Annotated in this window: 19 protein-coding genes and 1 pseudogene; 10 read left to right on the top strand and 10 right to left on the bottom strand. The window is 65.5% G+C overall.

Features of this window, described 5'->3' with window-relative positions; translation table 11 throughout:
- Positions 1-238 precede the first annotated feature (238 nt).
- From LIX93_RS14415 to metC, 10 genes and pseudogenes are all read left to right on the top strand, one after another.
- Entirely contained in the window at positions 239-1,078 is an 840-nt protein-coding gene (locus LIX93_RS14415) for a transporter substrate-binding domain-containing protein (protein WP_226504731.1), read from the top strand.
- Positions 1,079-1,100: 22 nt separating this feature from the next.
- The gene (locus LIX93_RS14410) at positions 1,101-1,937 is read left to right on the top strand and encodes a transporter substrate-binding domain-containing protein (RefSeq protein WP_226504730.1); all 837 of its coding nucleotides are present in this window, start codon (positions 1,101-1,103) and stop codon (positions 1,935-1,937) included.
- Positions 1,934-3,352: an FAD-binding oxidoreductase gene (locus LIX93_RS14405; RefSeq protein ID WP_226504729.1), complete on the top strand. Its 1,419-nt coding sequence runs from the start codon at positions 1,934-1,936 to the stop codon at positions 3,350-3,352. Before LIX93_RS14410 ends, LIX93_RS14405 begins: the two co-directional genes overlap by 4 nt.
- On the top strand, positions 3,349-4,569 hold the full coding sequence (locus LIX93_RS14400) for an aminotransferase class I/II-fold pyridoxal phosphate-dependent enzyme (protein ID WP_226504728.1): 1,221 nt from the start codon (positions 3,349-3,351) through the stop codon (positions 4,567-4,569). The genes LIX93_RS14405 and LIX93_RS14400 overlap by 4 nt, the downstream gene beginning before the upstream one ends.
- Complete coding sequence (locus tag LIX93_RS14395) at positions 4,566-5,291, top strand: amino acid ABC transporter permease (RefSeq protein ID WP_226504727.1); 726 nt, start codon at positions 4,566-4,568, stop codon at positions 5,289-5,291. The genes LIX93_RS14400 and LIX93_RS14395 overlap by 4 nt, the downstream gene beginning before the upstream one ends.
- Entirely contained in the window at positions 5,281-5,961 is a 681-nt protein-coding gene (locus tag LIX93_RS14390) for an amino acid ABC transporter permease (protein WP_226504726.1), read from the top strand. The genes LIX93_RS14395 and LIX93_RS14390 overlap by 11 nt, the downstream gene beginning before the upstream one ends.
- Positions 5,951-6,769 carry an amino acid ABC transporter ATP-binding protein gene (locus LIX93_RS14385; RefSeq protein WP_226504725.1) on the top strand — a complete coding sequence of 273 codons (819 nt, stop codon included), beginning with the start codon at positions 5,951-5,953 and terminating at the stop codon, positions 6,767-6,769. Before LIX93_RS14390 ends, LIX93_RS14385 begins: the two co-directional genes overlap by 11 nt.
- A 40-nt stretch (positions 6,770-6,809) precedes the next feature.
- Complete coding sequence (locus LIX93_RS14380; RefSeq protein WP_226504724.1) at positions 6,810-7,400, top strand: cysteine dioxygenase; 591 nt, start codon at positions 6,810-6,812, stop codon at positions 7,398-7,400.
- On the top strand, positions 7,397-8,047 hold the full coding sequence (locus tag LIX93_RS14375; RefSeq protein WP_226504723.1) for a glutathione S-transferase C-terminal domain-containing protein: 651 nt from the start codon (positions 7,397-7,399) through the stop codon (positions 8,045-8,047). Before LIX93_RS14380 ends, LIX93_RS14375 begins: the two co-directional genes overlap by 4 nt.
- 33 nt (positions 8,048-8,080) lie before the next feature.
- Positions 8,081-10,796: pseudogene (gene metC / locus LIX93_RS14370) on the top strand (cystathionine beta-lyase).
- Between the two features lie 36 nt (positions 10,797-10,832).
- Here metC and LIX93_RS14365 read toward each other — a convergent pair.
- The 10 genes from LIX93_RS14365 to LIX93_RS14320 form a co-directional block, all read right to left on the bottom strand.
- Entirely contained in the window at positions 10,833-11,222 is a 390-nt protein-coding gene (locus LIX93_RS14365) for an acyl-CoA dehydrogenase family protein (RefSeq protein ID WP_226504722.1), read from the bottom strand.
- A 132-nt stretch (positions 11,223-11,354) separates the two neighbouring features.
- A complete protein-coding gene (locus LIX93_RS14360; protein WP_226504721.1) occupies positions 11,355-12,533 on the bottom strand; it encodes an alpha-hydroxy acid oxidase in 1,179 nt (392 codons plus the stop codon).
- The gene (locus LIX93_RS14355; RefSeq protein ID WP_226504720.1) at positions 12,530-14,107 is read right to left on the bottom strand and encodes an ABC transporter substrate-binding protein; all 1,578 of its coding nucleotides are present in this window, start codon (positions 14,105-14,107) and stop codon (positions 12,530-12,532) included. Before LIX93_RS14355 ends, LIX93_RS14360 begins: the two co-directional genes overlap by 4 nt.
- Positions 14,108-14,248: 141 nt before the next feature.
- Positions 14,249-15,841, bottom strand: coding sequence for a rhodanese-like domain-containing protein (locus LIX93_RS14350; protein ID WP_226504719.1), 1,593 nt, complete (start codon positions 15,839-15,841; stop codon positions 14,249-14,251).
- A gap of 26 nt (positions 15,842-15,867) precedes the next feature.
- Complete coding sequence (locus tag LIX93_RS14345) at positions 15,868-17,010, bottom strand: LLM class flavin-dependent oxidoreductase (protein WP_226504718.1); 1,143 nt, start codon at positions 17,008-17,010, stop codon at positions 15,868-15,870.
- A 3-nt stretch (positions 17,011-17,013) separates the two neighbouring features.
- Positions 17,014-17,814, bottom strand: a complete 801-nt coding sequence (locus LIX93_RS14340; protein ID WP_226504717.1) for a class II aldolase/adducin family protein — start codon at positions 17,812-17,814, stop codon at positions 17,014-17,016.
- Positions 17,811-18,782 carry an ABC transporter ATP-binding protein gene (locus LIX93_RS14335; protein WP_226504716.1) on the bottom strand — a complete coding sequence of 324 codons (972 nt, stop codon included), beginning with the start codon at positions 18,780-18,782 and terminating at the stop codon, positions 17,811-17,813. Before LIX93_RS14335 ends, LIX93_RS14340 begins: the two co-directional genes overlap by 4 nt.
- Positions 18,779-19,807, bottom strand: a complete 1,029-nt coding sequence (locus LIX93_RS14330; RefSeq protein WP_226504715.1) for an ABC transporter ATP-binding protein — start codon at positions 19,805-19,807, stop codon at positions 18,779-18,781. Before LIX93_RS14330 ends, LIX93_RS14335 begins: the two co-directional genes overlap by 4 nt.
- Positions 19,804-20,634, bottom strand: coding sequence for an ABC transporter permease (locus LIX93_RS14325; RefSeq protein ID WP_226504714.1), 831 nt, complete (start codon positions 20,632-20,634; stop codon positions 19,804-19,806). Before LIX93_RS14325 ends, LIX93_RS14330 begins: the two co-directional genes overlap by 4 nt.
- Positions 20,631-21,611 (bottom strand): ABC transporter permease, encoded by a 981-nt coding sequence (locus LIX93_RS14320; protein WP_226504713.1) that lies wholly within the window; start codon positions 21,609-21,611, stop codon positions 20,631-20,633. Before LIX93_RS14320 ends, LIX93_RS14325 begins: the two co-directional genes overlap by 4 nt.
- Between the last annotated feature and the right edge of the window lies 1 nt (position 21,612).

The raw sequence follows: 21,612 nt of genomic DNA, 5'->3' as shown, positions 1-21,612 counted from the left end.
AGTCCGCAACGCTTAAGCATTCAACGATAAAACATTAAAAATCATTATGTATTTGGATGTAAAGCCCCATCCTCATAAACCTGAAGCCCAATGTTTCTAGGTCAGGCGCCCGGCGGATACGCCCGGCTGACTTTTAAGTTATAACAATATTAGATATTTGAATTTCCTTCCGCCCCGCCAACTCCCTAGCATGCCCCACCATTGCGCCGCCTTTTGCGGCAGGGAAGGGGGGTTCATCATGTCGTTACTGTTCAAGGCTCGTGTTCAGGTACTGAGTGCTCTGGTCGCTGCCGCCACGCTAAGCGTCTGCGCGACAGCCCATGCAGATGCCACGCTGGACAAGATCCAGGAGCGCCACAAAGTGGTGATCGGCGTGCTGCTGTCCGGCGGCCCGTTCGGCGCCATCGACCCCAGCACGCAGAAACCGGTCGGCCTGAACGTCGACATGGCCAACGACCTGGCCCGCCAGCTGGGCGTCGAGGTCGAGCTGGTCTCGGTGCTGCCTGCCAACCGCGTGCAGTTCCTGCAGCAGGGCAAGGTCGATCTGCTGATCGCCAACATGGAATGGACCGCCGAGCGCGACAAGATCCTCGGCCACGTGGCCACCCCGTTCTACACCGTGGGCGGCACGGCGCTGGTGCGCGCCGACAGCCCTTACCACGCCTGGGCCGACCTCAAGGGCCAGCCGGTGTGCATCTCCCAAGGCAGCAGCTACATCCCGGCGATCACCCAACTGGGCGGTGAGCTCAAAGCCTTCAAAGGCTCCGCCGAGTCGCTGCTGGCCTTTCGCGGCAACAACTGCGTTGCCGCCGTGCACGACGCCACGTTGATCAACCCACTGCTGGCCCGTGGCGATGAATGGCAGGCCTACCGCGCGATTACCCCGGAACTCAATCCGGCCCCTTCGGTGATCTGGACCCGCCTCGGCGAAACCGACACCCAGGCGCGCCTCGACCCCATCGTCAAAGGCTGGCACCGCAGCGGTTGGCTGATCGAGCACGAGAGCAGTAACCACATCACCCCGGCCTCGCCAACGCTGGTCAAGCTGCATAAAGAGCTGAGCGCCGAAGGCGCCTGAATACTCCGATAAGGACCTGATGATGAAAACCCCAATCGCCGCCACCCTCGCGGTGCTCTGCAGCCTCAGCCTGGGCGTCGCCCACGCCGATGCCACCCTCGACAAGATCCAGCAACGCCACCAGATCAGCGTGGGCGTGATGCTCACCGGCGCGCCGTTTGGCACCATCAACCCGCAGACCCGCGAACAGGAAGGCTACAACGTCGAGCTGGCCAAAGAGCTAGGCAAGCGCCTGGGCGTGGCCACCGAAACCGTCTCTGTGCTGGCGCCCAACCGTGTGCAGTTCCTGCAGCAGGGCAAGGTCGACGTGCTGATCGCCAACATGCAGTACACCGACGAGCGCGCGCAGATTCTCGACTACGTGCCGACCCCGTACGAACAGGTCGGTGGCGCGGCGATCATCCGCAAGGGTGCCGGCATCAAGAGCTGGGCCGACCTCAAGGGCAAGCCGGTGTGCGTGTCCCAGGGCAGCAACTTCATCGAGCCGCTGCAACAGCAGTACGGCGCGCAGATCAAGGCTTTCCGCAGTCAGTCCGAGTCGCTGCTGTCGCTGCGTGGCAATGGTTGCGTAGCCGCGGTGCACGTCAGCCCGACCATGCACGGCTTGCTGGATAACGCCGAATGGGCCGACTACGAAATCCCGCTGCCCACCGATCTGATCCCGTCCGATTCGGTGATCTGGGTGCGCAAGGGCGAGCACGATACCCAGGCGCGCATCGACGCCATCGTGCGTGACTGGCACCGCTCCGGCTGGTTGATCGAACTGGGCAACCGCACCGGCATGCACCCCTCCGCCGCGCTGCTGGCCCTGCACGAAAAGTACAAAGACGCGGCGCCGTTGCAGGCCGCCGCGCAATGAGCTTGTTCGCCACCCTGCAGGCGTTGCTCGGCGAGCGTTACGTGCAAGCTGAGGACAGCAGCCTGGCGGTCCTGAGCGACAAGCATCGCCAATACCACGGCCGCGTCGCCGCCATCGTTCACCCTGGCTCCACTGAAGAGGTTGCCGCCGTGGTCCGCGCCTGTGCGGCCTATTCGGCGCCGGTGGTGGTGCAGGGCGGCAACACCGGCTTGATGGCCGGCGCGACCCCTGACGACAGCGGCCGCTCGGTGCTGCTGTTGCTCGACCGCATGAACCGCGTGCGCGACGTAGACACCGACAACGACACCCTCATCGTCGAAGCCGGCTGCATTCTCGCCAACGTGCAGACCGCCGCACGCAACGTAGGGCGCCTGTTCCCCTTGAGCCTGGGCGCCGAAGGCAGCTGCACCATCGGTGGCAACCTCGGCACCAACGCCGGTGGCACCGGGGTGCTGCGCTATGGCAACACCCGCGAGCTGACGTTGGGCCTGGAAGTGGTCACCGCCGAAGGCGAGATCTGGCACGGCCTGCGCGGGCTGCGCAAAGACAACACCGGCTACGACCTGCGCGACCTGTACATCGGCAGCGAAGGCACCCTGGGCATCATCACTGCAGCAACGCTGAAACTGTTTCCGCTGCCCGAGTCGCGCTGCACCGCATTCGTCGCTTTCCCCACCTTGGCCGCCGCCGTGGGCTTTCTGTCCCATGCGCGCGGCGGCTTCGGCGCCAGCCTGACCGCCTTCGAATTGCTCTCGGCAGCGTGCCTGACCTTGCTGCAACAACAGTTTCCCGAGTCGGTGCTCCCGTTCGGTGAACGCGCGCAGCCTTGGTACGCCTTGATCGAGCTGTCCCACCCGCAAGCCGAGGACAGCGCCCGCGCCCTGTTTGAAGCCGTGCTCGGCAGCGCGCTGGAAAGCCAATTGATCGAAGACGCGGTCATCGCCCAGAGCCTGGCCCAGAGCGAAGCCATGTGGCAGCTGCGCGAAAACATGAGCGAAGCCCAGGCCCGCGCCGGGCGCAACATGAAGCACGACATCTCGCTGCCGGTCTCGCGCATCAATGAGTTCGTCGAGCACACCGACGCCGTGCTGCAGCAGCACTTCCCCGGCGTGCGCAATTTCACCTTCGGCCATCTGGGCGACGGCAACCTGCACTACAACGTCGCTCACCCGCTGAACTCCAGCGTCGCCGAGCACATGGTGCATTACGCCGTGCTCAGCCAGCTCGTGCACGACAGCGCCCACGCCTTTGGCGGTTCGATCAGCGCCGAGCACGGCGTCGGCCAGCGCAAGCGCGACCTGCTGCCACGCTACAAAAGCCAGGTAGAGCTCAACCTGATGCGTCGCATCAAGCAGGCCCTCGATCCCCACAATCTGCTCAACCCCGGCAAGGTCCTGCCGCTGGAGGCCTCATGAGTCTGCAACTGTCCCAACGCGTGCAACGCGTCTCGCTGTCGGCCAATGCCGCGGCCAAATCGCGGGTCACCGAATTGCGTGAAGCGGGTCGCGACATTCTCGACCTGACCACCGGCGAGCCGGACTTCGACACCCCCGAGCACATCAAGCAGGCGGCCTACGCGGCCATCGAGCGCGGCGCCACCAAATACACCGCGACGCCGGGCGTGAAAGCCCTGCGCCTGGCCATCCAGCGCAAGTTGCAGGACGAGAACCGCCTGGCCTACGAGCTGGGGCAGATCGTCGTCGCCAACGGCGCCAAAGGCATCATCTTCAACGCCTTCGCTGCCACCCTGGACGACGGCGACGAAGTCCTGGTGCCGGTGCCGTACTGGCCGACCTTCCCGGACAGCGTGCGCTTCAACGGCGGCGTGCCGATCCTGCTGGAATGCCCGCTCGAGCACGGCTGCAAACTCACCCCGGCGCAGCTCGAAGCGGCGATCGGGCCGCGCACCCGCTGGTTGATCCTCAACAGCCCGAGCAACCCCAGCGGCGCCGTGTACAGCGCTGCGGAGCTGCAAGCACTGGCGGTGGTGCTGCGCCGTCATCCGCAGGTGCTGGTGCTGCTGGATGAGCTCTACGAACACATTCGCTTCGATGGCGGCCAGCCCCTCAACCTGCTCAACGTAGCGCCTGATTTCAAGGCGCGCAGCCTGTTGGTCGGTGGCGTCTCCAAGACCTACGCCATGACCGGCTGGCGCATCGGCTTCGGTGCCGGCCCGCAAAAACTCGTCCAGGCCATGGCCGTGGTGCAGTCGCAGTCGGCATCAGGGGCTTCGTCGGTTGGCCAGGCCGCCGCACTGGCCGCCTTCGAAGGCGGCCTGGAGTTTCTCCAGCCACAGGTGGCCGCCTACCGTGAACGCCGTGATCTGCTGGTGCAGGCGCTGAGCGAGGTCGAAGGCCTGCAAGTGCTCGAGCCCGAAGGTGGATTCTTTGTGTTTATCCGTTGCGCTGACCTGATCGGCCGCAGCACGCCGGGCGGCCAGGTTATCGACAGCGACAACGATCTGGTCGACTGGTTGCTGGAGGAGGGCGTGGCCGCCGTGGCTGGCAGCGCCTACGGCCTGTCGCCGTGGTTCCGATTGTCCATCGCGACCGCCACCGACAGTGTTGCCGAAGCCGGCAAACGCATTGCCAGCGCCTGCGCCAGACTCAAGCCGCGCGGGGCCGCTGCATGATGCAAGGGTTCGTCGATGGGGCCGCCAAGTTCGGCCTCAATTACCAGTTCCTGCTCGACGCCTATCAGCGCGGTACGTTGCTGGACGGCGCGGTCACCTCGCTGTGGCTGTGCCTGCTGACCATCATCGGCAGCCTGCTGGTCGGTGTCGGCCTGGCAGCAGCACTGACCAGTGGCCGCCGCTGGCTGGCAGTGCCGGCGCGGGTGTTCATCGAGATCACCCGCAACACCCCGACTCTGGTGCAGCTGTATTGCGCCTTCCTGGTCCTCAACATGCTGCTGACCCAGGCCGTGGGCGCGGCCAACCCGCTGACGCCGTTCGCCTGGGTGGTGATCGTCATCTCTCTGCACAAGGGCGCCTTCCACGCCGAATCCCTGCGGGCGGGTGTCGAAGCGGTGCCCGCGGTGACCCTCGAAGCCGCCAGCTCGCTGGCCTTCGATCGCCGCCAGTTGCTGTGGAACGTGCAACTGCCGTTGGCGCTGCGCTTCGCCTTGCCGGCGCTGGTCAACAACCTCATCGACCTGGTGAAGATGACCGCCGTGGCCTCGGCCATCGCCGTCAACGACGTCACCTACGCCTCGATCATGATCTGGACCCAGAGCGACAACGTCATCGAGCTGATGATCCTGCTGCTGGCCTTCTTCGGCTTGCTGAGCTTCGTGGTCAACTGTGTCGGCCGTGCCCTTGAAACACGCCTGAGGATGCCTGGCTATGGTCACTGAAGTGTTCGCCGCGCTGTGGCAATGGTCGCCTGCACTCGGCATCGGCCTGCTGCAGAACATCCTGATCAGCATCACCGCCATCGGCCTGGGCACCCTGGCCGGGTTGTTGATCGGCGCACTGGCGATGTCGCCGCTCAAGCCGCTGCGCTGGGCCGCGAAAGTGTGGGTGCAGGTGTTTCGCAACGCGCCCTGGCTGGTGCTGATCTACTTCACCACCTACGTGTTCCCGTTCGAGATCCATGTCGGCGGCCACTACCTGCCGTTCCCGGATTGGCTCAAGGTCACCGTCGGCCTGGCACTGCCGGCCAGTGCCAACGTGGCGGAGATCTTCCGTGGCGCCATCGCTTCGATCCCCAGCACCCAGTGGGAAGCCGCGCGCTCGCTGGCCTTCGATCGCGGTCAGATCTTTCGCTCGATCATCCTGCCGCAGTGCTTCAAGCGCATGCTGCCGCCGTGGATGAACCTCTACGCGGTGGTCACCATGGGCACTGCGCTGTCGTCGCTGGTGGGCGTGCACGACCTGATCGACACCGCGCAGATCGCCAGCAATACCGTCAACCTCACCGGCTTCACGGTGCTGATCTACTTCAGTCTGCTGGCGCTGTTTTTTGCTTATTGCTATCCGATTTCCCGACTGACCCAACGCCTGGAGCGCCGTTATGCCTTCTGAACCCCTGATCAGCCTGCGCGATGTGCAACTGGCGTTCGGCGACAACCGCGTGCTCAAAGGCATCGACCTGGATGTCGAGCGTGGTCAGGCGGTGTCGATCATCGGCCCGTCGGGCTCGGGCAAGTCGACCATCCTGCGCTGCATCACCGGGTTGCTGCGCCCCCAGGCGGGTACCTTGCGGGTCGCCGACACCGCAGTGCACGGCTTGAGCAGCGAGGCCGAGTTCATCAGCCTGCGCAAGCGTGTCGGCTTCGTGTTCCAGCAATACAACCTGTTCCCGCACCTCTCGGTACTCGAGAACCTGGTGATCGCCCCGCGCAAGGTGCTCGGCCGCAACCGCGCCGACGCCGAGCGCGAAGCCCGGCAATTGCTGGCCAAGGTGCGCATGGAGCACAAGGCCGATGCCTACCCCGGGCAGTTGTCCGGCGGTCAGCAGCAGCGGGTGGCGATCGCTCGCGCCTTGGCCATGCGCCCGGAGCTGATCCTGTTCGACGAAGTCACCTCGGCGCTGGACCCAGAGACCGTTGGAGAAGTGCTCACCGTGATCCGCGAGCTCACCGAAGAGGGCATGACCTGCGTGCTGGTCACCCACGAGATGCGCTTCGCCGAAGAAATCAGCGACGTGGTGTATTTCACCGAAAACGGCCTGATCACCGAATCAGGCAGCGCCGAGCAGATTTTCCAATACCCGCAAAACGAGCGCACCCAGGAATTCCTGCGGCATGCCTTGGGTGAGAGTGGCCGTCGCCACGCCAAGCCCGGCCCGGATGTGTTCAGCAACCTGAGCCGCTACAGCATTTCCGTTTAACCGTGCGTTTCCAACCAACAGCCTGAGAAGAGACCTCATCATGTCCGCTGATTCCGTTGTGCAATCGTTCCTCGAAAAAATCCGTGTGATCCACCAGCGCGGCGTCGACCGCGAAGCGCTGAAAGAGATCGTCAGCCTGCTCGAAGGCCTGGCCGAGCGCCGCGAGCTGTTCAACTTCGAGCGCTTCCCGGCGCCCACCGAAGCTCAAGGCACCACACAGTTCCGCTATCGCCTCAACGATGACGGCCAGACCCCGACCCTGTATGTCAACTCGCTGCTGCCGGGCAAGAGCACCATCCCCCACAACCACGAGACCTGGGCCGTGATCGTCGCCATCGAAGGCCAGGAACTCAATGAAGTGTTCCGCCGCGCCGACGACGGCAGCGACCCGACCCGCGCCGATCTGCAGCTGGAGCAGAAAGTCATCGTGCAGCCCGGCACCTCGATCTCTTTCCTCGGTGAGGACCTGCATGGCATTCGCGTCGATGGCGAGCACGCGACCCTGCATTTCCATCTGTACGGGCGCCCGCTGGAGTCGTTGGAAAACCGTTACGGGGTCAAGGCCGACGGCGCCGTGGTGCTCTACAACAAGTCGCAGATGACCCCCTCGATCGAGGCCTACGGACTGTGATCGATCTCTACTACTGGCCCACTGCCAATGGCCTGAAGGTCGGCATCCTGCTCGAAGAGCTGGGCGCCGACTACCGTCTGATCCCGGTCAATATCCGCACCGGCGAGCAGCGCCTGGAGAGCTTCCAGCGCATCAGCGCCAACAGCCGCATTCCGGCCATCGTCGATCATGCGGCCGCAGGCGAACCCCTGAGCCTGTTCGAGTCGGGGGCCATTCTCAACTACCTGGCCGATCGGGCCGGGCGCTTTCTGCCGCCCGCAGGCAGCGTCGAGCGCCAGCGCGTGCAGGAGTGGTTGTTCTGGCAGGTCGGGCATGTGACCCCGTACCTGAGCCAGTTGCAGGTGTTCCTCGAGAAAACCCCGGAGCCGATTCCCTTTGCCCTCGACCTGCTGCAAGGCGAGGCCAAGCGCTTGTACGGCGTGCTCGAGCGACGCCTGGCCGAGCAGCCATTCGTGGCGGGTGAGTACTCCATCGCCGATATGGCCATCTTCCCGTGGATCCAGCCGACGCGCCAAGGCATCGAGCTGGCCGCGTATCCGCACATTCATGCCTGGCGCGAACGCCTCAAGGCGCGTCCGGCGGTGCAGCGCGCCTATGCCAGCGGCGCCAGCGTGGCGGCGGGCGAGCGCTCGTTGATCCTCGAGTAACGGTTTTTTCCATTCAGTTTCGACGGTACTTTCATGAGCCAGACCCTCACATCCGCGCAACTCAAGCAATGGCTGTTCGACGGACAGGAAATCGCCCTGTTCGACGTGCGCGAGCACGGCCAGTACGGCGAAGCCCATCTGTTCTACGGCGTCAATCTGCCCTACAGCCGGCTCGAAATCGAGGTGCCACGCCTGGCCCCCAACCCCAATGTGCGGCTGGTGGTCTACGACCAGGACGGCGGTGCGCTGGCGCAATTGGCGTTGGCGCGCCTGGCCAACCTCGGCTATCGCAATACCTGGGCGCTGGAGGGCGGCGCAGACGGTTGGCAAGCCGCCGGCAATCAGTTGTTCGCGGGCGTGCACCTGCCCTCCAAGGCCTTTGGCGAAATCGTCGAACATGCCTGCGATACCCCGCGAGTGACCGCGCCACAGCTGTTGCAATGGCAGCAGCAAGGCAGCGCGCTGGTGGTGCTCGACGGTCGGCCGCTGGACGAGTTTCGCAAGATGAACATCCCGGGCGCGGTGTGCTGCCCGAACGGCGAACTGAGCTATCGCCTCGAGGATCTGGTGAGTGACGAACACACGCCGATCGTCATCAATTGCGCCGGCCGTACCCGCAGCATCATCGGCGCGCAGACGCTGCTCAACCTCGGTATCAAGAACCCCATCTATGCGCTGGAAAACGGCACCCAGGGCTGGTTCCTGGCCGATCAGACGCTGGAGCATGGCAACCAGCAGCACTATCCGTCACGCGGCCCGGTGACCGCCGAACAGCTGCAGCGCTCGCGCCAACTGGGCGAGCAGACCGGGGTGCAGTGGGTGACTGCCGAGCAGGTTCGTCAGTGGGCCGATGATGACCAGCGCAGCCTGTTTCTGGGCGACGTGCGCACGCCGGAAGAATTCGCGGCGGGCAGCCTTGCGGGCGCTCAGCACACGCCGGGTGGGCAGTTGATTCAAGGCACCGACCTTTACGTCGGGGTGCGCAAGGCCCGCATCGTGCTGTTCGACAGCGATGGCGTACGCGCTCCGGTGGTCGCCAGCTGGCTGCGGCAGTTGGGGCATGAAGCCTATGTGCTCGAAGGTGGCCTCGACAGCGGGCTGGTGCTGCCGAGCGCAGCGGGCGTCGCGCTCGATCTGCCGATTGCCACGACCGCCGAGCTAAGCGCTGCGCGGATCATCGATCTGCGCCCGAGCACGCTTTATCGCAAGGCTCATTTGCAGGGCGCGCAGTGGTCGATTCGTCCACTGCTGGCGGAGCAGGTCGCTGATGAGACGCGGCCATTGGTGCTGGTCGCCGACGACCCGCAGGTGGCGCAATTGGCCGCGCGTGAACTGCCTGCGGTGCAGCGCCAGCGCACCTCGGTGTTGGTCGATTGGCAAAGGCTGGACCTGCCGCAGGTCGAAAACGACTTGTCGTTGGCCGATGCTCAGTGCATCGACTTCCTGTTTTTCGTCCACGACCGGCATGCCGGCAATAAAGAGGCGGCCCGCCAATATCTGGCCTGGGAAACCGGCCTCATCGCGCAGATGACTGCCCAGGAAATCGCCAGCTTCACGCCGTTGCAAGCCGTTACCGGGGTGCAGCATGCATGAGCAACCCTTGCGTACTCGTTTGATCCATGGCGGTCGTGGGCCGCGCGGCGCCGGCGCGCAAGGGGTCAACCCGCCGCTGGTGCGTTTGAGCACGGTGCTGTTCGACAACCTGGCGCAGATGCGTGATGCCCGCGCCAGGCGTGACCACGAGCGGGTGCTCAGCTATGGCGCCCGAGGCAATCCCACGGCCTATGCGCTGGAGGACCTGGTCACCGATCTCGAGGGCGGCCATCGCACCAAGCTGTTCGCCACGGGCCTGGCAGCCATTGCGCAGACCTTCCTGGCGTATCTGCGCCCCGGTGACCACCTGCTGATCACCGACGGCGTGTATGGCCCGGTGCGGCGCCTGGCCAGGGATTTCCTGTTGCCGTTCGGCATCGAGGTCGATTATTACCGTGCCGACGGGCAGGGGCTGGCGGCGGCGTTCAAGGCCAATACGCGGATGGTCTATGCCGAGTCGCCGGGCTCGTTGCTCTATGAGCTGGCCGACCTGCCGGCGATCGCGGCGCTGTGCAAGGCCAACAAGGCCCTGCTGGCAGTGGACAACACCTGGGGCAGCGGCTACCTGTATCAGCCGCTGCAACTGGGTGCCGACATCTCGATCATGGCCTTGACCAAGTACCTGGCGGGCCACAGCGATGTGGTGATGGGCAGCGTGTGCACGCTTGAGGGGGCCTTTGAGCCGTTGTCGCGCATGAGCGATACCTTCGGCAACACTGTGAGCCCGGACGATGCCTGGCTGGTGCTGCGCGGCGCACGAACCCTGGCCAGCCGCATGGAGGTGCATGAGCGTCAGGGGCTGGAAGTGGCTCAGTGGCTGCAGTCGCGGCCGGAGGTGGCCCGGGTGTTTCATCCGGCGCTGGCCTCCCATCCGGGGCATGAGCTGTGGAAGCGCGACTGCGCGGGCAGCAATGGCTTGCTGTCGTTCGAATTCGCCGAGCCGGGGCTGGCTCGGGCCGAGGCGTTTATCGATGCGCTGCAGGTGTTCGGGCTGGGGGCTTCTTGGGGTGGCTATGAGAGTCTGGTGACCCTCGCCGATCTGGGCGACCGGCACTATCCGGTGGCTACGCAGGGCGCGGTCGTGCGGCTGCATATCGGCCTGGAAGACTTGACCTCGCTGACTGCCGACCTGCAACGCGGCTTCGCCGCCATCTGAACAACGGCACCACCCCCTCGCTACAGGATGGTGGTTTCAATCACTCACCCCAATGATGGCACCTGCGCCGATCCGCGTCAGCCAGCGCTCGCGGCGCGGGCTGTCGACGCCGTACAGCAGGTTCTCGACGAAGCTCATGTGCGCGCGCAGCGATTGCACCACGTTGGAATCGGCTTCCCCCAGCTCGACCAGCAGGGCGAACAGTTCGCTGATAGGGATACCACTGCCGCCATGGCTGCGGGGAATACGCAAAGCGGTGAAGCCGGCCTCGCGCAGCCAGTGGATCTCTTCGGTGGGCAGGCGTCGTTCGAGGTCGCGGCTGACGGCGCCGGTGCGAATGCGCTGGAAGATCGGCCGAAAACGTTCGGCCAGCGCTTCATAGTCAGCGCTGGGCGGACGGCCCCAGGCCAGGTTGATCTGTGACATGTGCTACTCCTTGTGCAAGGGGGTGTTGTGCAGACAGCAAGGGCCCCTTAGCGGGCAACCCTCGCTCCCACAGGATTAAGCGGTACACCTGTGGCAGCAAGGCTTGCCTGCGAAGGGGGGTAATGATCGCCATCATCGATAAACCAAGCCGAAATCCTGCAGGCAATGGGCGTTGATTGCCGCCAGATCCGGCGTGCCGGCAAACGCCATGCAGCGGTCCAGCTCCTCCTTGAAAAACGTCAAGCTGCGCAAGCCTCCCGCTTCGCCACCGGCGGCCAGGCCGTACAACGTGGCGCGGCCGAGCAGTACTGCCTCGGCGCCCAGGGCCAGTGCCTTGAACACATCGCTGCCGCGCACAAAGCCGCTGTCCACCCACACCGGGCAACGCCCAGCCACGGCCGCCACCACCCGCGGCAGCAATTGCGTGGGGCTCACCGCGCTGTCGACGTTGCGCCCCCCGTGGTTGGAGACAATGATCGCGTCCGCCCCGGCCTGCGCCGCCGCCAAGGCATCCTCCACGCAACCGATGCCCTTGACGATCAGCGGCCCGGACCAGCGCTTGCGCACCTGCGCGACCGCGCGCCAGTCCGCCGACTCGTCACGCTTGACCGGCGCCCAGCGCTGCTTCTGGCGCCCGGCCACGCTGTTGCGCATGCCCTGCGGATAGTTCTCGAAACGCGGCATGCCACCATTGGCCAGGTAGCGGCCGATCACCCCAAGGGTCCAGCGCGGATGAAGCGCGAAGTCGAAGATATTGCGCCGGTTGACGGTCACCGGCACGCTGAAGCCGTTGCGCGAGTTGTATTCACGGTTGGGCGACACCACGGTGTCTACGGTGAGCACCAGCGCATCGAATCTGGCCGCCCGCGCGCGGTCGATCATGCCATCGCTGATTTCCTGTTCCGGCGACAGGTACAGCTGGAACCACAGCTGCCCATCGCAGGCCGCGCGCACGTCCTCCAGCGGCGTGATCGACGACATCGCCAGCACATAGGGCACCCCGGCCGCCGCCGCAGCCCGCGCCAGTTGCGCCTCGCCCTGGTACCAGAGCAGCCCGGCGGCGCCGGTGGGGCCAACGATCAGAGGCAGTTTTTGCCCTCGGCCGAGCAGCGTCGTCGAGGTGTCGCGGCGGCTGACATCGGTGAGCACCCGCGGCTTGATCTTGATGCTGTCGAGCACCGTGCGGTTGTGCCCCAGGCCCACTTCGTCCTCGGTGCCGCGGGCGACGAACTCGTACACCCCGCGTGGCAGGCGCTGCTTGGCCAGGCGCCGCAGGTCGTCGATATTGCAGGTACGCTCCAGTGCCTTCATGGCTTGATCCATACGTTCTTCAGCGACGACAAGGCCGCATCGGGAGCTTGCGAGATGCCACCGAGGCGCTTGGAATACACCGAAAAATTCTGCATCTCGAACAACGGCAGCACCGGCAGATCGGTCTGGGCGATGCGCTGGAATTCATGAAAGCTGGCCACCCGCTGCGGACCATCGCCTTGCACCTGCAGCGCCTCGATCACCTGATCCATCTGCGCGCTGTGATAGTTGGAGGCGTTGACCCACGGAATCCCGGCCTTGGCGGTCTTCGACCAGTACTGGCGCAGCACGCCCATCTGCGGATCGGAGTAACCCGAGAACTGCCCGCCATCGATGTCGTAGTCATACTCGCCGTAGACCTTGCGCAGGAAGCTCGGCAGGTCCTGGTTGCGCACCGTGGCGTCGATGCCGACGCGCTTGAGGTTCTGGCGCAGGTACTCGTCGGTGTTGGCGAAGGTGTCGTTGAACGGCTGGTGATCGAGGGTGATCTTGAAGCGCACGCCGTCGGCATGGCGTGGGTAACCGGCCTCGTCGAGGAGTTTTTCCGCCAGCGCCGGATCGAAGCCGTACTGCGGTAGGTCCGGAGCATGGAAGCGCGTCACCGCCGAGACGATCGGGCTGTCCGCCGGCTTGCCGAAACCGTACCACACGGTATCGATCAGGCCCTGACGATCGATGGCGTGGGCGATGGCCTGGCGCACCTTGAGGTTGGCCAGTTCGGGCCGGCGCAGGTTGAACTCGATGAAATAGTAGGGCGCTTGCCACTCGTAGCCATGGGTGTCGACGGCCAGGTCCGGTAGCGCCTTGAGCCGTTGCACATCGGCCAGCGGCACCGGGTTGTACGGCGCATACAGCACCTCGCCGGTCTCCAGAGCGGCGGCACGCGAGGCAGCTTCGGGGATGATCCGGAAGATCAGCTTGTCCACCAGCGGCTTGCCGGCGTCCCAGTAATCGGGGTTCTTTTCCAAGCTGATGAACTGCCCGCGCTGCCACTGCTTGAAGCGGAACGGGCCGGTGCCGATGGGCTTGACGTTGTACGGGCTGTTGGCGATATCGGTGCCGGCGTACAGGTGCTTGGGCAGGATCTGCGCCTCGACGGCGTTGACCGCACTGAAAATTACCGGCGAGGGGTGGTCGAGCTTGAGGATCACCGTGTAGTCGTCCGGGGTGTCGACTTCGCGCACGGCAGCGAAGGTGACGCGGCCGCGGGCGTGGAGTTTTTTCCAGACTTCTTCCAGGCTGAACTTGACGTCGGCGGAGGTGAACGGCTGGCCGTCGTGCCACTTCACGCCGTGGCGCAGGTGGAAGGTGATGGTCAGGCCATCGGCCGAGGTTTCCCAGGCGTTGGCCAGCGACGGCTGCGGGTTGAACTGGGCGTCGTAGGTCACCAGGCCGTCGAAGATATTGCTCGAGACCACGCCGTTGGCATAGGTGTTGTTGATGGCGCTGGTCATCGCCGTGGGTTCTGGCTGCACGATGGCCGTCAGAGTCCCGCCGGGGCGCGGTGTATCGGCTGCAGCCGGCCCGGCCAGACAGGCGAACAAGGCGATGGAACTGAGCAAGGCTTTAAACACGATGAAGCGACTCCGGATCAATGCACACCACCGTAGCGAGGGGGCTTGCCCCCGATCGCGGTGTGTCAGATAAATCAATGTGGTTGACACACTGTCAGCGGGGGCAAGCCCCCTCGCTACAGGGTCGGAGCAGGCACCGGATCACTTGATCCGGAACCGCCCATTGGCGTGATCGCCGATCTGCCGTGGCAGGTCTTCTTCCCAGGCGATATACGCCGCGCTGGCCTGGGTATTGCCCTCATGGCGGTCATGCAGCCAGAACAGATAATCGACCCGCAGCCCGTCCTCCAGCGGCCCGTCGACCGCCTCGATGCCCGCCGCCTGCCAGTCCCGCACCCCGGCATTCACCACATACACCGGCAAGCCGGCCTGGCTCAGTTCCCGCGCGACGCCGCGAGCCAATTCGAGCGCTTCGGCAAACACCAGCACCCGCTCGGCGCCTTGCAACTGTGCCGCCAGGGCCTGTAAGCGCGAGCGGTTGACCCACTGCGCCCCCTGGGGATGAGCCTGCTGGAAATCACCACTGCGGTCGGCACTCAAGGCCACGGCGCCTTCGCTCAGCCACTGCGCGGCGGTCTGCGCATTGATGTGCTCCAGGCCGCTCCAGTCGGCTTGCGGCAGTGGCCGCGGCATGGCGTTGGCGGCGATGCCGATCAGCACACTGGCCTCCCAACCCAGTTGCTGCAGCCAATGGGCAGTGGTGATGGCGCGCACGCCGTCTTCGTCGTTGAGCACGATGCGCGCATTGCGCGTGCCTACCCACAGGTCCAGCGCCTGCACCAACTGGCCGCCGGCCACGTGGCGGGCATCGGCGCGATGGCTGTGGGCGAATTCCTCGCGGCTGCGCACATCGAACACATAGGTAGTGCGTTCGGCGTCGGCCTGCCAGCGGCTGAGCGTCTGCTCGTCGATGAACTTCAAGGCATGCCGCGCCGCCAAGGCGTGGGCGCGCTGGATCGCCTGTTGCCGGGCACCGGCGCTCAAGCCCGAGTAGCGGGTCGAGTCGTTGTTCACCGTCGACAGTCCGGCCAGGCGCCAGCCCTGGGTGCCGCCGGCCAGCGCCACCACCTTGTTGGGCACCCCGGCGTTGATCAACGTCTGCGCGCCGACGATGCCGCGGGTACGGCCTGCGCAAGAGACCACCACCAGGGTGTCTGGCGACGTCACCAGGTCATCGAAGCGGTACAGCAGTTCGGCGCTCGGCACGCCCTTGGCGGTGGGGACGTGGAAGCGCTGGTATTCCTCCAGGGTGCGGCTGTCGAGCAGCACGTAGTCGGCTTCATCGATGATCAGGCGCTGCAGCGCGTCCGGGGCGATGGCCGGGGTGTGCAGACTGTGCTCGACGCATTCGGCGAAGGCCTTGCTCGGCACGTTGATGCCCTGAAAGGTTGCCAGCCCGGCCTGCTGCCAGGCCTGCAGGCCGCCACCTAGCACGTGCACGACGCTGTAGCCCAACTGGCCCAGCAGCTGTGCGGCGTGCTGGCCATGGCGATCGTGCTCGGCCAGCAGCACGATCCGTGTGCCCAGGCGCGGCACCCGCGAAGGGAGCTCGGTTTCCAGCAGGCTGTAGGGCACGTTGATCGCCAGTAGCGGGTGATCTTCGCCGAACAGGCCTTCTTCGCGGATGTCGACGAACGCCAGCTCGGCGCCGTCGTCCAGCCACTGTTGCAGCGTGTCGATATCGATCAGCGTCGCGTTGGCTAAGGGGGTTTCAATCTGAGGATCTGCGCTCATGCTCGTTCCTTGTCGCAAGTGAGTGGTCATAGCCGAAGGCCCGCCTGGTGCAACAACGGGAGGATGTGCTCGCCGAAATACGCCAGCTCCGACTGGTAGTCGACGAAGCACAGCTGCAAGCCGTCGCAACCGGCGGCCTTGAGCTGGATGATCTGTGCGGCGATCTGCGCCGGGGTGCCGATCAACTGGATGTTGCCGCCAACGATGCGCTCGTCCCGTTGATGGCCGCGCCAGGAGCGGCTGTCACCGGTGGCGTGGGTATGGAAGAAACCGGCCACCGCAGCGTCATCGACCTGATCGAGAATCGCCTGATACACCGCCCAGGCTTCGGCCTCGGTGTCGCGGGCGATAATCATCGGGTTGACCAGCGTGCGCACGTCGCGGCCGATGGCGGCGGCGGCCTCTTTGACCTGACGATTGATCGCCGGCAAGGCCTCGATGGCGGCGTCGAAACAGGCACCCGCCGGGCTGGTGACGAAGATCAGATCGGCCTGGGCCACGGCGTGCCTGATGCCTGCCGCCGAGCTGGTGGCGCTGACGATGATCGGCCGACCGTGCACCGGCTTGGGCGTCACGAAGGCCTTGTTCAGCTGCCACTGCTCGCTGTGATAATCGAAGTTCTCGTCGCTGCTCCACAGGGTTTGCAGGATATCGACGTATTCGCCGGCCAGTTCGTAGCGGCGGTCGTGTTCGATCTGCTGCTGGCCGAACATGGCCCATTCATCCTGGCGAAAACCGGTCACCAGGTTCAGCCCCCAGCGGCCCCCGGACATGTGGTCCAGAGTGGCGCCGAACTTGGCCAGGTGCAGCGGATGCCAAGGGCCATAGAACACATGCACGGTGGAGATCAATAGAATGCGCTGGGTGATCGCCGCCAGCCCGGCGCTGGTCATCAGTGTGTCGAGGGCGGTTTCGCGGTAGTGCATTTCGCCGCCGAAGCCGCCCTTGGACAGCCAATGCGCGGGGCCGAACACCAGGTCGAAACCCAGCGCTTCGGCCTGCTGGGTGAGGGCGGCGTTGTAGTCGAAGGTCCAGTCGGTGTCGCGCGGGTAGCTGGACATGGTCCAGCCACCGTTGTGGATCGGCAGGAACAACCCCAGCAGCAACGGCTGGCGCAGGGCCTGGCCGAGCGGGCTGTGGGCGGGGAGTGCGGGCAGAGACGTGGGCACGGGTCAGTTCCGGTAGTCGGGTTCGCGGCGGTCGAGCAGCCGGCGCAGGGCTTCGAAATGCAGCTGATAGCCCGGCTTGTAGGTCGTGCTGGCGGCGTCGTGCAGCGGTGTGTTGTGGATCTGGTCCTGGACCCTGTCGACCTGCGCGCTGCTCAGGCCTCGCAGCGGTTGGCCAGTCCACAGGGCGAACACTTGCAGGCGTGCAGCGCGCTCCAGGGTGTAGAGCCGGTCGTAGGCTTCGGCAACGCTGCGCCCGGTCACCAGCACGCCATGGTTGCCCATGAAGAGGATGCTGCGTTCACCGAGGATGTCCGCCAGGCGCTGGCCCTCGGACGGGTCGCGGGCCAGGCCGTCGTAGTCTTCGTCGTAGGCGATCTGGTCGACCAGTTGCGCCTCCAGATGGCCCACGGCGTGCAGGTGCTGGTCGCGCAGGCGGGTCAGGGTGCTGACGTAGGGCATGTGGGTGTGCAGTACGGCGGCATGCTTGGGATGGGCGGCGTGGATCGGTGCGTGGATGCAGTAGGCCGAGCGCTGGATGATGCCTTCGCCGCTGAGCTGCCGACCGTCGAAACCGATCTCCATCAGTTCGCTCGCCATCACTTCTGACCAATGCAGACCGAAGGGCGGCAGCAGAAAACTGTCGCTGCTGCCCGGCACGGCCACGGTGAAGTGGTTGTAGATGCCCTCGCTGAAATCGTGCCACACGGCCAGGCGGTGGGCGGCGGCGAGGTCCTCGCGGGCTTGCTGCTGTGCGGCAACGGGGGCGCCGAGCGCGCCAGCGTGGGCTTGCGAAAGAACAGTCATGCGGGCGCTCCGGAGGTGGCGTCATAGAGGTGGCAGGCGACGTGGTGCCCGGCTTGCAGCGCTTGCAGGCGCGGTGCCTGTTCGCGGCAGCGGGCGTGGACGTGCGCGCAGCGGGTATGAAAACGGCAGCCGCTGGGCGGCGTGAACGGGCTTGGTACATCACCGGCCAGCACCTGCTTGTCGGCGGCGCGGCTGCGGCTCGGGTCCATGATCGGTACGGCGGCGATCAGCGCCTGGCTGTAAGGGTGGGCCGGGCGTTGCCAGAACAACGCCCGGTCGCCGATCTCGACGATCTCGCCCAGGTACATCACGGCGATACGATCGGCCAGGTACTGGACCACCGACAGGTCGTGGCTGATGAACAGGTAGGCGACGCCCAGTTGCGCCTGCAGGTCGCACAGCAGGTTGAGGATCTGCGCTTGCAACGAGACGTCCAGCGCCGACACCGGCTCGTCGCACACGATGAGCGCCGGGCGTGGTGCCAGGGCGCGGGCGATGACCACGCGCTGGCGCTGGCCGCCGGACAGTTGATGGGGCAAGCGACTGGCGAGGTCCGGGTGCAGGCCCACCTGCTGCATCAATTCGGCGACCCGCGCCTGGCGTTGCTGGCGGTTGAGTTCGCCGCGGGCACGCAGGGGTTCGGCGATCGAGTCGAACAGGCTCAGGCGAGGATCGAGGGCGCTGGACGGGTCCTGGAACACCATCTGCACGTCCTGACGGCGGGCTTGCAACTGGCGCCCGGAGAGGCTCGCCAAATCGGTGCCGTTGACGCGGATCTCACCTTCGCTGGGCTTGACCAGGCGCACCAGAGTGCGCCCTAACGAGGACTTGCCGCAGCCCGATTCACCCACCAGGCCCAACGTCTGACCGGTGTCGAGGTCCAGATTCACAGCGCTCACGGCATTGAGCTCGCCGCGTGCAGTGGGGTAGCGCACCGAGAGGTTGCGCACTTCCAATAGACGGCTCATGCCATGGCCCGGTGCAGCCGCTGGGGCGCTGGACAGGGGTGATGGCAGGCGACTGCGGCCAGTGGCTCGAAGGGCAGCAGCTCAGGCAATTGCTGGCAGCGCACGTCGGCATGTTCGCAGCGCGCGGCAAAGGCGCAACCGACGGGCAGTTGCGAGAGCATCGGGACCATGCCGGGGATTTCCTTGAGGCGTACGCGGCGCTTGCCGGGGCCGATCGCCTCGAGTTGCAGGGCCGGGCGCGCGCCGATCAAGCCGCGGGTATAGGGGTGGCGCGGGTGGGCGAACAGGCCGTGCACCGGCTGCTCTTCGACCTTGCGCCCGGCGTACATGACCATCACCCGGTCGGCGGTTTCGGCGACAACGCCAAGGTCGTGGGTGATCAGGATCAGGCCCATGCCCATTTCGCGCTGCAGGCTGGCGAGCAGGTGGAGGATTTGCGCCTGGATGGTCACGTCCAGTGCGGTGGTCGGCTCGTCGGCGATCAGCAGCGACGGGCCGCCGGCCAGGGCCATGGCGATGACCACGCGCTGGCGCATGCCACCCGAGAACCGATGCGGGTAGTCGTCCAGACGCTTGTGCGGTTCCGGGATGCGCACCCGCTCCAGCAGCTCGACTGCGCGGGCTCGGGCCTGGGCGCGGGGCAGGGGGTGATGGGCCTGGATGGCTTCGATCAGTTGGTCGCCGATGCTCATCACCGGGTTGAGTGCCGACATCGGGTCCTGGAAAATCATGCCGATGTGCCGCCCGCGAATGGCGCGCATGGCGCGCTCGTCGAGGTCGCTCAGTGACTCGCCCCGGTAGCGCACCGAACCGCTCAGGCGCGCCTGGCTGCCGTGCAGCAGACGGGTCAGCGCCAGCGCGGTGACTGACTTGCCGCAACCGGATTCGCCAACGATGGCCAGGGTTTCACCGGCCTGTACCTGCAGTGACAGGTCGTTGACGGCAATCAGTGGCGTGCTCGGCTTGCCGAACTCCACGCGCAGGTTTCGTACGTCCAGTAATGGCGTGCTGGCAAGTGTGGTCATCGTGACTCCGTGCGCGGATTGAGCAGGTCGTTGAGGCCGTTGCCCAGGTACATGAAGCCCATCACTGCAACAAAGATCGCGCCGCCGGGGATCGCCGTCATGTACCACGCGGTGCGCAGGGACGAGCGCCCGGCACCGACCATGCTGCCCCATGAGATGACGCTGGGGTCGCCAAGGCCGAGAAACGACAGCGATGCCTCGGTAAGGATCGCCTGGGCGATGAGGATCGAGGTGGCGACGATCACCGGCGAAATGCTGTTGGGCAAAATGTGCCGCCAGATGATCGCCGGGTGGCGGATGCCCATGGTCAGCGCTGCGCTGACGAAATCCTGTTGGCGCACGCGCAGCGCTTCGGCCCGCACCAGCCGGGAAATCTGCGGCCATGAGGTGATGCCAATGGCGAACACGATGCTGGCGATCGACGGTTGCAAGATCACTACCAGCAGGATCGCGAAGAGGAAGCTGGGCATGGTCTGGAACAGCTCGGTGAGTCGCATCAGGCAGTCGTCGAGCCAGCCACCGGTGTAGCCGCTGACCACACCCACCGTGGTGCCGATCAGCACTGACAGGGCCGCGGCACCGACGCCGACCAGCAGTGACACGCGTGCGGCGTGGAGCATGCCGGCGGTGAGATCGCGGCCGAGCATGTCGGTGCCCAATGGGTAGCGCGGGTTGCTGCCCGGCCATTGGTTGGCGCGGCCGACGATGTCGAACGGGTCGGCGGGGTATAGCCAGTTGGCCAACAGCGCGGCGATGCTGATCGACAGCAGGATCGCCAGCCCGAGCAGCAGTGCGCGGGAATGACCCAGACGCAGGACGCGTTTCATGAGCGAATCTCGATGCGCGGATCGAGCAGCGCGTAGAGCAGGTCGACCAGCAGGTTCATGAGGATCACCAGAAACGAACTGCACAGGAAAATCCCCAGCAACAGGTTGATGTCGCGCTGGAACACCGCGTCGAACGCCAGGCGCCCCAGGCCCGGCCAGGAGAACACGGTCTCGACCACGATCGAACCGCCCATCAGCGAGCCCAGTTGCAGGCCGGTGACGGTCACTAGGGGCAGCAGTGCGTTGCGCAACACGTGCCGCACTGCGACTCGCGCTTCGCTGATGCCTTTGGCGCGTGCGGTGCGGATGAAGTCGAGGCCGTAGACTTCGAGCATCGCCGAGCGGGTCATGCGCACATAGATCGACAGGTAGAAAAACGACAGGCTTAACGCCGGCAAGGCCATGTAGCGCAGCCGATCGAGGAACGAGGCCCAGGCGCCGTCGACGCCGCCGATGGTCTGCATGCCGGCCGAGGGCAGCCAGCGCAGGTTGATCGAAAACACCACGATCAATATCAATCCGACCCAGAACACCGGTGTGGCAAAGCCGATGGTGGACAGGGTCGAAATCACTTCATCCGGCCACCGGCCGCGATAGCGGGCGGCCACGGCGCCCAGGGCGATGCCCAGCACTGCGGCGATGAACACCGCCACCAGCATGAGGGTCAGGGTGGCCGGCACACGATCGGCGATGAGCTCGGCCACGGGCATGCTGTTGCGAAACGAGTAGCCGAGGTTGAGGTGCGCGAGGTTGTCCAGGTAGCGGCCGAACAGCACGTAGCCGGGGGCATCGAGGTCGAACTGCTCACGCAGCTGGGCCATGTATTCCGGGGTCGCCGCGCCGGATTCGCCGGCCATCACGTCGACCATGTCGCCGGGCGCCAGGCGCAGCAGCAGGTACGAGGACAGCACGATGATCAGGGCCACCGGCAGCAATTGGGCGAGCCGGCGCAGCATGTATTTGGCGAGGGCTGGCATG

The organism is Pseudomonas sp. MWU16-30317 (assembly GCF_020515695.1).
Lineage (GTDB): Bacteria > Pseudomonadota > Gammaproteobacteria > Pseudomonadales > Pseudomonadaceae > Aquipseudomonas.
The sequence above is the reverse complement of the archived record's forward strand: the minus strand, read 5'-3'. Positions and strand labels throughout refer to the sequence as shown.

Excerpts from the sequence above, each read along its gene's own strand:
- LIX93_RS14360 (WP_226504721.1), bottom strand. The coding sequence starts at position 12,533 with ATGAAGGCACTGGAGCGTACCTGCAATATCGACGACCTGCGGCGCCTG.
- LIX93_RS14325 (WP_226504714.1), bottom strand. The coding sequence starts at position 20,634 with ATGAAACGCGTCCTGCGTCTGGGTCATTCCCGCGCACTGCTGCTCGGG.
- LIX93_RS14410 (WP_226504730.1), top strand. The coding sequence starts at position 1,101 with ATGAAAACCCCAATCGCCGCCACCCTCGCGGTGCTCTGCAGCCTCAGC.
- LIX93_RS14380 (WP_226504724.1), top strand. The coding sequence starts at position 6,810 with ATGTCCGCTGATTCCGTTGTGCAATCGTTCCTCGAAAAAATCCGTGTG.
- LIX93_RS14335 (WP_226504716.1), bottom strand. The coding sequence starts at position 18,782 with ATGAGCCGTCTATTGGAAGTGCGCAACCTCTCGGTGCGCTACCCCACT.
- LIX93_RS14330 (WP_226504715.1), bottom strand. The coding sequence starts at position 19,807 with ATGACCACACTTGCCAGCACGCCATTACTGGACGTACGAAACCTGCGC.
- LIX93_RS14350 (WP_226504719.1), bottom strand. The coding sequence starts at position 15,841 with ATGAGCGCAGATCCTCAGATTGAAACCCCCTTAGCCAACGCGACGCTG.
- LIX93_RS14320 (WP_226504713.1), bottom strand. The coding sequence starts at position 21,611 with ATGCCAGCCCTCGCCAAATACATGCTGCGCCGGCTCGCCCAATTGCTG.
- LIX93_RS14400 (WP_226504728.1), top strand. The coding sequence starts at position 3,349 with ATGAGTCTGCAACTGTCCCAACGCGTGCAACGCGTCTCGCTGTCGGCC.
- LIX93_RS14340 (WP_226504717.1), bottom strand. The coding sequence starts at position 17,814 with ATGACTGTTCTTTCGCAAGCCCACGCTGGCGCGCTCGGCGCCCCCGTT.
- LIX93_RS14365 (WP_226504722.1), bottom strand. The coding sequence starts at position 11,222 with ATGTCACAGATCAACCTGGCCTGGGGCCGTCCGCCCAGCGCTGACTAT.
- LIX93_RS14415 (WP_226504731.1), top strand. The coding sequence starts at position 239 with ATGTCGTTACTGTTCAAGGCTCGTGTTCAGGTACTGAGTGCTCTGGTC.
- LIX93_RS14385 (WP_226504725.1), top strand. The coding sequence starts at position 5,951 with ATGCCTTCTGAACCCCTGATCAGCCTGCGCGATGTGCAACTGGCGTTC.
- LIX93_RS14395 (WP_226504727.1), top strand. The coding sequence starts at position 4,566 with ATGATGCAAGGGTTCGTCGATGGGGCCGCCAAGTTCGGCCTCAATTAC.
- LIX93_RS14390 (WP_226504726.1), top strand. The coding sequence starts at position 5,281 with ATGGTCACTGAAGTGTTCGCCGCGCTGTGGCAATGGTCGCCTGCACTC.
- LIX93_RS14405 (WP_226504729.1), top strand. The coding sequence starts at position 1,934 with ATGAGCTTGTTCGCCACCCTGCAGGCGTTGCTCGGCGAGCGTTACGTG.